11 protein-coding genes and 3 pseudogenes are annotated in these 10829 nt (G+C 66.9%); 5 read left to right on the top strand and 9 right to left on the bottom strand.

All coding sequences use genetic code 11. The annotated features are described in order from the left end of the window. Positions 1–464 precede the first annotated feature (464 nt). Entirely contained in the window at positions 465–650 is a 186-nt protein-coding gene (locus IPK66_19080) for a hypothetical protein (protein ID MBK8177277.1), read from the top strand. 129 nt (positions 651–779) lie between these two features. Here the strand turns inward: IPK66_19080 and IPK66_19075 are convergent, their stop codons facing one another. The 5 genes and pseudogenes from IPK66_19075 to IPK66_19055 form a co-directional block, all read right to left on the bottom strand. Then, positions 780–1238, bottom strand: coding sequence for a hypothetical protein (locus IPK66_19075; protein MBK8177276.1), 459 nt, complete (start codon positions 1236–1238; stop codon positions 780–782). Between the two features lie 56 nt (positions 1239–1294). Next, positions 1295–2052, bottom strand: a pseudogene (locus IPK66_19070) (glucose 1-dehydrogenase). 60 nt (positions 2053–2112) lie between these two features. After that, positions 2113–3146 (bottom strand): annotated as a pseudogene (locus tag IPK66_19065) (alcohol dehydrogenase catalytic domain-containing protein). 3 nt (positions 3147–3149) lie between these two features. After that, the gene (locus tag IPK66_19060; protein ID MBK8177275.1) at positions 3150–3569 is read right to left on the bottom strand and encodes a cupin domain-containing protein; all 420 of its coding nucleotides are present in this window, start codon (positions 3567–3569) and stop codon (positions 3150–3152) included. Between the two features lie 116 nt (positions 3570–3685). Next, the gene (locus IPK66_19055) at positions 3686–4759 is read right to left on the bottom strand and encodes an alpha/beta hydrolase (GenBank protein MBK8177274.1); all 1074 of its coding nucleotides are present in this window, start codon (positions 4757–4759) and stop codon (positions 3686–3688) included. A gap of 92 nt (positions 4760–4851) precedes the next feature. On the opposite strand from IPK66_19055, the gene IPK66_19050 reads away from it, so the two are divergent. After that, positions 4852–5754, top strand: a complete 903-nt coding sequence (locus IPK66_19050) for a LysR family transcriptional regulator (protein ID MBK8177273.1) — start codon at positions 4852–4854, stop codon at positions 5752–5754. A gap of 551 nt (positions 5755–6305) precedes the next feature. Here the strand turns inward: IPK66_19050 and IPK66_19045 are convergent. Further along, positions 6306–7436: a hypothetical protein gene (locus tag IPK66_19045; GenBank protein ID MBK8177272.1), complete on the bottom strand. Its 1131-nt coding sequence runs from the start codon at positions 7434–7436 to the stop codon at positions 6306–6308. A gap of 307 nt (positions 7437–7743) precedes the next feature. On the opposite strand from IPK66_19045, the gene IPK66_19040 reads away from it, so the two are divergent. Together IPK66_19040 and IPK66_19035 are read left to right on the top strand one after the other, a co-directional pair. Continuing rightward, positions 7744–8484: a hypothetical protein gene (locus tag IPK66_19040; GenBank protein MBK8177271.1), complete on the top strand. Its 741-nt coding sequence runs from the start codon at positions 7744–7746 to the stop codon at positions 8482–8484. A gap of 109 nt (positions 8485–8593) precedes the next feature. After that, positions 8594–8785: a hypothetical protein gene (locus tag IPK66_19035; protein ID MBK8177270.1), complete on the top strand. Its 192-nt coding sequence runs from the start codon at positions 8594–8596 to the stop codon at positions 8783–8785. A 6-nt stretch (positions 8786–8791) separates the two neighbouring features. Here IPK66_19035 and IPK66_19030 read toward each other — a convergent pair whose 3' ends face one another. Then, complete coding sequence (locus IPK66_19030) at positions 8792–9412, bottom strand: exo-alpha-sialidase (protein MBK8177269.1); 621 nt, start codon at positions 9410–9412, stop codon at positions 8792–8794. Next, positions 9355–9774: an exo-alpha-sialidase gene (locus tag IPK66_19025; GenBank protein MBK8177268.1), complete on the bottom strand. Its 420-nt coding sequence runs from the start codon at positions 9772–9774 to the stop codon at positions 9355–9357. Before IPK66_19025 ends, IPK66_19030 begins: the two co-directional genes overlap by 58 nt. On the opposite strand from IPK66_19025, the gene IPK66_19020 reads away from it, so the two are divergent. After that, on the top strand, positions 9706–9948 hold the full coding sequence (locus IPK66_19020; protein ID MBK8177267.1) for a hypothetical protein: 243 nt from the start codon (positions 9706–9708) through the stop codon (positions 9946–9948). The two genes, IPK66_19025 and IPK66_19020, sit on opposite strands and share 69 nt — an antisense overlap. On the opposite strand, the pseudogene IPK66_19015 reads toward IPK66_19020, so the two are convergent. Then, positions 9880–10829, bottom strand: a pseudogene (locus tag IPK66_19015) (RNB domain-containing ribonuclease). The gene IPK66_19020 and the pseudogene IPK66_19015 sit on opposite strands and share 69 nt — an antisense overlap.

Raw genomic sequence — 10829 nt, 5'->3', positions numbered from 1 at the left:
GCCACGGCGGGGATCATCACGTCCTGGAGCGGCAGTTCGTCGCCATTCGCGTCGAAAGTCGAATGCGGGAAGCGACCTCCGCTACGACTGCAACGGGATCTAAAGCGTCATCGTACGCCGGAATGACCGAGGCCCGTTCCGAGTCAACGTGAAGACGATCAAGCGTTGCGCTTAGCTGCTCGAGCTGCCTCCCGTAATCCATCCGGCAAGCCGCACTTTCCCGTCGCGTTGTAGGTGCTCTCTGGAACCCCGCGCGCGTGCGTGTGTTTGCTTTCCGTCTGCGATGGAGCGACCCGCATGCCGAAAAAGCATCCGAACACGAATCGCTGGGGCGGCCCTGGGGCCTGCGACCAAGCCCCCTCCCGAGCCGGGTCCGGCTTACCCCTGAGGGCGCGGTAAATACCAACCCGCGCGTCAGCATGCGGTCCGGCGGTGGCGGCGAGCGAGACGAGAAGCACAGCCATGTGGATACCATGCGCTCGTCGAAGTCGCACGCGACCGACGGTGCGAGTCCAAGCAATCTCGATCGCGCCTTTCGCGAGAACCGCTCGCGCCGGGATCGGGCCGCCGACGCGCGCACGGCCGAGGGTGAGGGCGACAAGGGGAACGGGCAGGGGAAGGTCGACGGGTCTGAAAACGACGCGGCCTGATCATGCTCCGCTCCGGCGTGATCGCTTCGGAACTCGAAAGCGATCACCCGTGACGGCGGCCGACTGAACTCGTGGCAGCCGCGCGACCGCTCAAGATGTGCCGTACGCTGATTGCGCGAAAACGGCTGTTCAGCCACCCGTCGCGGCTCGATCGATCGAAACCGTGACGGGTCGCCCGCCCGCGAGCGCGGACACGTCGCCTTCAATTCGGCCCGGTGGGACCAGCCCCGGCGAATGATGCCCGTGTCCGTAGAAGATCGCGAGGTTGCCCCACGGTGCGTAGAAGGCGACGTCGCCCGCCCGGGGGGTAATTGCGTCAGGCGCGCCCTCGCGCGTCAGCCGGCGCGGCAGATCGGCGATCTTCTCGTTGCCGCCGAAGTCCTTCAGCGTCAGCTTCAGGGGAAGTTGCGCGAGGAAGTCGCGCGCGGCCGGCGTGTCGTCGATCCGGGCCGTCCAGCGACGGTCGCCGGAGACGATCTCGATGGTGAACACTGTCGGTCTCCTGTTTTTGCCGACGTCTGGCGGAGTGGCATCGGCTTTCGCCGGTGTGTCGGACGGCTCGGCTCGTCCGCAGCCGGCCGATCCCATCAGCGCCGTGCTGAGCATGATGCACGCGATCCAGCGCGTAACGTCGCGCGGCCGGTTCACAGCGACCAGCCACCGTCGACGACCACCGCCGAGCCGGTGACGAAGCCGCCCAGGTCCAGAGCTCATCCACAGCACCGCCTCTGCAATCTCGTCCGGCTTGCCGAGCCGCCCAACCGGCTCCAGGACGATCGCCTTCTGGATGTCGCCCCCGGTGAAGCGGTCCATCATCGGCGTTTCGATGTTACCGGGCAGGATCGCGTTCACCCTGATGTTACGCTTGGCGTAGTCAAGCGCGGCGGACCGCGTTAGGCCGATCAGCGCATGTTTGGACGCGGTGTAGGCCGCGCCGCCGCTCAACGCCGCGGATGCCCGCACCCGACGAGGTGTTCACCACCACACCGCCGCCTTGACGTACCATCTGCGCGATCTCGTGCTTCATGCACACGAACGTGCCGCGCAGGTTGACGCCGATGATGCGGTCCCACTCCGCCAGCTCGATCTCGTGAAGCGGCGCGGGCTTGTTCTCGACGCCCGCGTTGTTGAAGGCGATATCGAGCCGGCCGAAGCGCTCGACCACTTGCGCCACGGCGGCCTCGACCTGCTCGGGCGCCGACACGTCGCAGACGATCGCCAGCGCTTCCGCCCCGGCGTCCCTCACAGCCGCCTCCGTGTCCTTCAGCCCGTTCGCGGTCCGGTCGAGGATGGCGAGGCGTGCGCCCTCGGCCGCAAAGGCGATCGCGGTCGCGCGGCCGATGCCGCTGGCGGCGCCGGTGACGAAGGCCACCTTGCCGGTGAATCGATCGGGTCTGGCCATGATATTTCCTTTCTGTTCAAGCTTTCGGATGTGTTCGGGCGGCGTGCCGTCTCGCTCGGCCTAAGGCAGGATCAGCACTTTCAACGCTTCGCGCTCGTTCATGGCGCGGTAGCCGTCGGGCACGCTGTCGAGGTCGACCGTGCGATCGAACACGCGGCCGGGCTGGATACGGCCCTCCATGATGTCCGGCAGGAGTTCGTCAATATAGGCACGGTGGGCGCGGGGCCGCCGGCGACGATCACGTTCTGGAAGAACATGGGCTGCGCGCCCGCGATCGCCTCATAATGAGGGACGCCGACCCGCCCGACCGCGCCGCCGGCGCGGACGATGCTCATCGAGGTCTCCATCGCCACCCCGGTGCCGACGCATTCGAGCACGGACTGCGCGCCGAACCCGCCGGTCAGCTCGCGCACGCGCTCGACCGCCTCCGGCCCACGCTCGCTCACCACGTCCGTGGCGCCGATCTCCTTTGCCAGCGCGACGCGGTCGGCATGGCGGCCCATGATGATGATCCGCTCCGCGCCGAGCCGCCTGGCGGCGATGACGCCGCAAAGGCCGACAGCGCCGTCGCCGACCACCACCACCGTGCCGCCGCGGCGCACCCGCGCCGTCACCGCCGCGTGGTGGCCGGTGCCCATCACGTCCGACAGGGTGAGCAGCGAGGGCATGAGCGCGTCGTCCTCGCCCACATCGAGCGGATAGAGCGTCCCGTCGGCGTTGGGCACGCGCAGCGCCTCCGCCTGCGCGCCGTCCAGGCCGGTCCCATTGCCGAAGAAGCCGGCGTGAACACACGAGGTGTGCAGCCCTTCCTCGCAGAACACGCATGCACCGTCAGAGTCCGCGAACGGCATGATCACGACCTGGCCGCGCCTGATCCGCCGGACCTCGCTGCCAACATCCTCCACGACGCCGATTGCCTCGTGGCCCATGCGCTGGCCTTCTACATTCGGCCCGCCATTGTAGGGCCACAGATCGCTTCCGCAGATGCAAGCGCGGGTGATGCGGATCACCGCGTCGGTAGGCTCCACGATCGCGGCGTCGGGGACGGTGTCGATCCGGACGTCGTGCGCCCGGGGCATGATGGTCGCGCGCATGGTTTACCTTTCGGGTCGGGTGGCGGGTCCGGCGAGGTACTCCTCGTCCGAGACGTGCTCCATCCAGGTCACGGGCGAGCCGTTCAGCGACTCCTGGATGGCGATGTGGGTCATCGGCGTCGTTGCCGTCGCGCCGTGCCAGTGCTTCTGGTCCGGCGGGCACCAGAGCTGGTCGCCGGCGTGGAACTCGATCTTCGGCTCGCCCTCGACCTGCGTCCAGCCGATGCCCTCGGTGACGAGCAGCGTTTGTCCGAGTGGGTGCTTGTGCCAGGCGGTGCGGGCGCCGGGCTCGAACCGAACGATGGCGCCGCCGACGCGCGACGGCTCCGGGCGCTGGAACTGGCCGGTGATGGTCACGACGCCCGTGAAGTTCTCCGCCGGGCCTCGCGCCGTCTTCAGGTCGACCTTTCGGATGTATTCCATGCGCACGGCTCCTTGCTGCGGCGGGTTGGCGCGGGATGCCTGCTGCGCGTGGGCCGCGAGCGGCAGCGCCAGCAGGAGCGCGGCGAGCAGCTTAATGTTCATGGCTGCTCTCCGGTTCATGCGAGGTGAGTGCGGAAGAAGGCGTCGAGCTTGTCGAATGGGATCAGGTCGACCCCGTCGTAGAGGTCGACGTGACCGGCGTTCGGCACGACCAGCAGCTCCTTCGGGTCGGCCGCGAGCCGGAAGGCTTGTTCGCTGAACGCTCGCGAGTGCGCGCGGTCGCCGGTCACGAACAGCAGCGGCCGCGGCGAGATCCAGTCGAGGTGGTCGAACGCCGAGCCGAGCGCCATTGGCGCGTGGCTCGTGCGCAGGAACGCCGTGGTCGCACGCGGGTGGCTCCCTCGCGGCGTGCGGTAGTAGTCGAAGAACTCCCGGTCGATCGCGGTCGAGTCCGTCGTCAGCCGCTCGGGCGTGCCGGACGCCATCAGCGGGGCCGCGCCGTCGACCTCCGCCCAGCGCTGAGCCGCGACCGCATCGAGGTTGCGCCGGAAGGCCGACAGGTCGAGCCGGTCCGCCAAGCCCTGCCGCATCGCCTGGCCGATGTCGTACATCGCGACGGTGGCGACGGCCTTGATGCGCGGGTCGACCTGCGCGGCCGCCAGCCCGAAGCCGCCGCTGCCGCAGACGCCGAGCACGCCGATGCGCTCGCGATCTACGAACGGCAGTCGCCCCAGCTGGTCGACGCCGGCGCTGAAGTCCTCGACCAACGCCTCGAACGAGGCAGTGCGGTGCGGCTTGCCGCCGCTCTCGCCGACATAGGACGGGTCGTGAGCGATAGCCACGAAGCCGCGCTCGGCCATAGTTTGCGCGTAGAGTCCCGACGCCTGCTCCTTCACCGCGCCGAACGGCGTGCCCACCACGAGTGCGGGATGCCGCCGCGACCGGTCCCAATTGCGCGGGCTGTACAGGTCCGCGACAAGCCGAATGCCCAGCCGATTGGTGTAGGCGACCTTGCAGTGGTCAGCGCGGTCGCTCCTGGGGAAGGTTTTGTCCCAAGCATCCGTGCCCTGCGCGATCGCCGCACCGCCCGGCAGCGCCGTCGCGCCCAGGACGGCGGCGGTCGCGCCCGTGAGCTTGAGCAGGCTGCGCCTGTTCAACGCGCACACCGGAACGTCAGTGACGGTCTGCATGTCTCGCCTCCTTTGCTTGAAACGATCTAGGCGTCCGGCGCTGTGTCGATTAGACGTAACAACACGCATGTTCTTGTGAACGAGCGTCAGCAATGCCCCGCGACCCGATCGCCGACCTATCCGCTTTTCTTTCCGTCGCGCGCGAACGAAGCTTCACTCGCGCCGCCGCCCGGCTCAGCGTTTCGCCGTCGGCGCTCAGCCACACGATCCGCAGACTGGAAGAGCGGCTGGGCGTCCGCCTGCTCACGCGAACGACGCGCAGCGTGTCGGCCACCGAGGCGGGCGAGCGGCTGCTGCGAACGGTGGGGCCGTACCTCGACCAGGTCGGCGCGGAGCTGGAAGGGTTGAGCGATCTGCGCGACAAGCCTGCCGGCACCGTGCGGATCACCGCCGGAGACCACCCGGCCGAGACGATCCTGACCCCCGCCCTTGCCAAGCTCCTGCCGCGCTACCCCGACCTTCGCGCTGAGGTCGTGGTAAGCAACGGCCTGGTCGACATCGCGGCCGAGGGGTTCGACGCCGGCGTGCGCTTGGGCGAGACGCTGGCGCTGGACATGGTGGCGGTCCGCATCGGGCCGGAGCTGCGGATGGCGGTAGTAGGCTCGCCGGACTACCTCGCTGCGCGCGGTACGCCTTCCTCGCCCGACGAACTGGCCCGGCACGACTGCATCGGCCTGCGCTTCCCCACCCACGGCGGGGTGGCAGTGTGGGACCTGGAACGGGACGGCCGCGCCCTCAACGTCCGGGCGGAGGCGCGCATGGTGGTCAACGACTCGCGGCTCCAGCGCGCGGCGGCGCTAGCCGGCGCCGGGCTGGCGTACGTCATGGAGGAGCTGGTCCGGAGCGACCTCGCCGCCGGTTCGCTGGTCCGCGTGCTGGACGACTGGTGCCCGCCCTTCCCGGGCTACCACCTCTACTACCCCAGCCGCCGCCAGCTCTCGCGGGCGATGGCTGCAGTCGTCGACGCGCTACGTTACCGGGATGATACATCGTAAGTGGTTCGCGTTCCGCAGCGTAATCAGGTGCCAAGCTGCCAGCTTGATGTTGTTACCGCGTCTCGACACTTTAGGAGCCATTGCGGACGCCAGCAATTCGAAGCGCCGAATAGTCGGTCATGGGATATCGTGCATGATGGCCCCCCTTGAAGACGCCGTGACGTCGGGTGGCACGAGGACTCCCGAACAATCGCCGGCGTAATCGACCCGAAGGGGGAGGGTAAGGCCGGCGAGGGTGGGCGTCGAGTGATGCGGGTCATAGATGGGGCGCCGAGGGATCGCGGGTGATGCCTTGTGGCCGCGGGTCCGGCCGAGGGGGCGGGTTCTTTCCGGCGGGATGGAGGCCGTCGGGGGATTGCGCACGACGCGGCGTGAGCGACGTGGAGTCGGTTGGTCGCGACGATGGGGTGTTTTTCGGTTCCATTGGCTTGGCAAGTATCGCTTCGCTCGACCCGCCCTACGCTCGCGGTCTGCCGAAATGGCGGCCAAGACGCCGTTGCAAGCGCGTCGGCGAGGGCGTCCGGGCGAGGTGTCCGAACGGGGGCGATGGATCAGATCGCCAGGCCCGCGGGTCCGGTCACCAGCATGCGCACCAGTTCCGCTTGGCGGTAGGTGCCGGTCTTGCTGAATATCTGCTTTAGGTGCTTGCGCACCGTCTCGTAGGCGATGTCGAGGGCTTCGGCGACCTGCTCCAGCCGGTAGCCGCTGGCGAGCAGCGCCGCGACTCGCGATTCCGCCCGGCTCAGCCCGTAGAGGCGGGCGATACGCGTCTGATCGAAGCGGGCCGCGCGTTCGGGATCGCCGATGAACAGCAGGGCAGCCGGTCCGTCCGGAGCGCGCCCGTCGAGCGCATCGTCGAGCGGCACGATCATCAGATTGAGCGGCCGTTTTCCCGAGGCTCGCGGTACCGAGAGCATCGACAGATGGTCGGCGACCGCCTTGCTGGTCGTTTCCAGGCCGCTGGGCAGCATGTCCTTGAGCTTCATCCGCCGGCCGGCGACGTCGGTGGCGAGACCGCCATTGATGATGACGACGCCTTCGTGCGCGTCGATCACCGCCTTGGCGAACGGGTTGGCCTCGATCAGGGCACCGTTGCGATCGAGGATGGCCACGCCGCACGGCATCGAATCGATCGCCCGCATCGCCGACCGCTCGAGCGCCCGGTGCGCCCGCAGCGACGCATCGACGCGGACCGCGCGACTGAGCGCCGGCAGCAGCGCGCCGAGGTCCTCGACGATCTCGTCGTTGAAATCGGCTTTCTGCTCGCGTCGCGCCAGCACCAGCAGGGTAACACGGCCGTTCTGCCGCTCGAGCACGGCGAACAGGTGGGGCAGGATGCCGATGGGCTTCAACCAGCTGCGATAGAACGGCGTCGACTTGATCGCGTGTGCGTCGAGGATATCGCTGCCGCGAACGACGGCGTTTGCACCGCGAAAGAAGTGCTCTGCCTGCAGCCACGCATTCGCCTTGCCGTGGTGGTGGCGATAGCTCGCCTGCGCGTCGGCACCGATGCCGATCGCCCGCTCGATCGCGCCCGTTCCCGTGCCGAAGTCGTGGTTCAGCAGGAACGCCGCGTCGGCCTTGCACCATTCCGCTATGGCGAACAGCGCCTGCGGCCAGCCGGCCGCATCAAGGCTCGCATCGTAGAAATCCGCAACAATCTGTGGTGGAATCGCGCCCATTTTCCTTGCGACATCCTGGTAATTTCCCGCTAAAGATATTGATTCGCGGCGCGGAAAACTGTGACGCTTATCACAACTCGTGCGTGTAACCTGTTTCATGGGACCCTGGTCCACTGGAGCGAAGGCGGAAGCGGTTGTAACCTTAACCGCTAAACTATGTAGAAATCGTTGTCATAATGCCACTTTCGAGGGCATCACGGGAAATAAATACCGTCAAGGCGGTATAATTGTGGCAAATCAGCGAACATCTGCGGACCACGCTAATGCGTCCAGGCCGAGGCGCAGGGATGAGAGGGATGACCGCGAAATGAGTTATGCAATTATTAGATGTATTTCGCGCGTTGCCCGTGGCGCCGTCGTCGCGCTGGCGGCGGTCTTGTCGTCGTGCAGCTACGCAGGCCATGACGACGCGCTGTCTCAGCGCTTCACCTGGTTCAGCTACATTAACGGCGATGATATCCGCGCGCGCTGCGCGAAGGGCTCAACCGATCTCTATCGCTTTGTTTACAATGGAATCTATATCAAGCAGGCGCGAACCTACGACATCGCACCGGCGAGCCAGGGCGGCGGTTTCGTCCTGCGCGCGCGGGTGCTGGGGCCGTCGGATCTCAGCGACGTGACCTTGGATCCGGGCGCGATCATCGGTGATCCGCTCGATATTCTCGCGCCGTTCGCTGGACGAAAGGCGCGCGGCACGCTGTCGGCGCGCGACATCGACGCGCTCGACGAAAGACTGGTGACCAGCGGCTTTTTCCAGCCGGCGCCGAAGGGCCTTTACCTGCGCTCCGAGGATTTCTTCTGGACCGCGGTCGCTTGCGTCAACGGCCGTGTAACGTTCAACGCCTGGAAATATCCCTCGGACGGCTTCAACGCGCTGACGTTTCCGGCGCTCTTGTTTTCGTGGGACGAAACCGGCGTTGCGATCAATCCGCCGCGCGCCGTATCGGAATTCGAGATCTACGGCGGGCCCGACTCCAAGGATCACGCGCCGCAATTCACCTTGACCGTCGGCGAAAACGGGCTCGCGGGAATCGGTACGCTGTTCTGAGCCGGCGGACTTGAACCGCCTTAAGGATCATCGCGCGGGAACATCTCTCATCGCCCCTGACGCGCGCGGAAAAAGGGGGCGGCCGGAGATCGACCGCCCCGGAGATCAGGTGCTGAAGGGGAAGAGCAAAGGGGATCAAAGCACCCGCGAGATCAACGCTGCGGGCGGAGGCCGGTTCCGGGCGGACGAGTGGAAAGGTGTCGCGATTGCCTCGGACTACCCGGATGTTGTTGTTCCCGTCGTTTGCGGGATTCTGCTGATTTCCAGCATCGCCGCCATGGTCGCCTGGGCGGCGCGCTGATCTATTTTATCGCATCTCGGGTGGCTTGACGGCTGCTCGCCACCGCCGGCGAAGACGGCTCAGCTTAGGTGGCGACGGGGGCAGTTTTGGCGCACCCAGTTTCGGCGCACCGGCGGGCCACATTCCATGCTCCATCGGCAGCGGGCGGATGTCCTCGGCGAGAAACGCGACATGGCGGATACGCCGCCGGTTCCAGGTGTAGGTGACGTGCACCCGTCCGGCGGTGTCCATGATGATCGCCGGATACGAAAATTCGCCGGGTTCGTCTTCGAGGACGCCCACCGCCGACCAGTGTTTGCCGTCGCTGCTGATGGCAAGGTTGAGGGGCGAGCGTCCTGTCTGACTGTGGTTGTAGACGAGCAGCACGTGGCCTGACGCCAAGTTCACCGCGTCGATTCCGCTGTCGGGATTGGGTAGTTCGCTTGCTTCCAGGGGCGACCACGTTTTTCCGCCGTCCTGCGATCGGCATGAGCCAATCGTCGCCTGCCGGGTCCGGCACAGCATCTGCGTCTCGCCGCCGGGGTGGGTGAGCAGGCACGGCTGGATCGCGGCGAAGGTCCGTCCGTCGTTCAACGATGGACCTCGGTGCCAGCCATCGCTCGCGGGATCGTAGAATTCGACGTGCACGCGCCAGCGTCCCTGCTCATCGGAGGACGGGCAGAGCAAGCGTCCGTCGGCGCACTCGATCGGCTTGTTCTTGATCGGTCGAGGATGCCCCGGGGAAGTGGGCGCGAATCGCTCCAGGTGCGGCCGCCGTCGGTGGAAGTCGCCATCATGCCCCACCAGCGGCTGGGACTCGGCCCAAGCTTGTAGAAAAGCAAGAGCGGTCCCAGGCGTGGCTGAAACAGCACCGGATTCCAGCACGGGACGCGGCGGCGGAAGGCGATGCGGCCGTCGGCGACCTCGATCGGGTGCACCCAGTGAGCGCCCTCCTTACGGGCGACCCAGATACCGACATCGCGGTGTCCTCGCGCGTGCCGCCGAACCAGGCCGCGACGCGGCTATCCGTCGTGCTGGCGATCGTCGACGCATGGGCGGCGGGGAAACTTGCCTGTTCGAAGATAAATTCGGCGATCGCGGGTAGCGGGACGAAGTCAGACATGCAGCGAATCTCCGCCCTTAGCGGCGCCGACGCACCGGGCGTGACGTCTTCGGGAGCGTGACACCTTGGGGGCGCCCCGCGCCGGTTCGGTTCGCGGATTCCACCCCATAAGTTCGAGCAGGATACCGCCGGTGAGCGGATTGGCCTCGATCAATCGCGTCTCGACGCGATCGCCAAAGACGAAAGGCGATGCCCTGCGCCCGACCAATCAAACGGTGCGACGCCTCCTCGTGGACGTAGTACTCGTCGGGCAGGGTGCTGATCGGAACGAGGCCGTCGGCGCCGGACTCATCAAGGGTTATGAACAACCCGAAGCGGGTTACGCCGCTGATCCGCCCCGGCATCGACGCGCCGACGCGCTCGGCGAGAAACGCCGCCGTGAACCGGTCGACGGCATCGCGCTCGGCCGCTGCCGCTCGCCGTTCGGTGCCTGAAATGTGTTCGGCGATGCGGGAAAATCCGCGCCATCGCCCCTGAGCCCGTCGTCGCCGGCATGCAGCAGCGCGATCAGGGCCCGGTGGACGGGCAGGTCGGCATAACGGCGGATCGGCGAGGTGAAGTGACAGTAGCGGCGAAGCGCGAGACCGAAATGGCCGATGTTCGTTGGATCGTAGGCCGCCTGCGCCTGACTGCGCAGAACGACGTCGTTGACGAGACGTGCTTCCGGCCGGCCGACGACTTGCTCGAGGATGCGATTGAAGTCGCGCGAGCGAACGACCTGGCCACGGGCGAACGCGAGGTTGAGGGTCTTGAGAAAATCGCGAAGGCTCTCGAGCTTCTCCGTGACGGTTGGTCATGCACCCGGTACATCACCGGCAGCTTGCGTTCTTCCAGCGCCTCCGCGGCGGCGACGTTGGCGGCGATCACGGAACTCTTCGATCAGCTTGTGGCTGTCGAGGCGGGCGCGAAGGCGGATGCCGGCGACGTCGCCGTCGGCTCCGA

The sequence above is a fragment of the Rhodospirillales bacterium genome (assembly GCA_016712595.1).
Taxonomy (GTDB): Bacteria; Pseudomonadota; Alphaproteobacteria; order Rhodospirillales; family Defluviicoccaceae; genus Defluviicoccus.
Note: the sequence above shows the minus strand (reverse complement) of the source record. Positions and strands in the feature narration are given on the sequence as shown.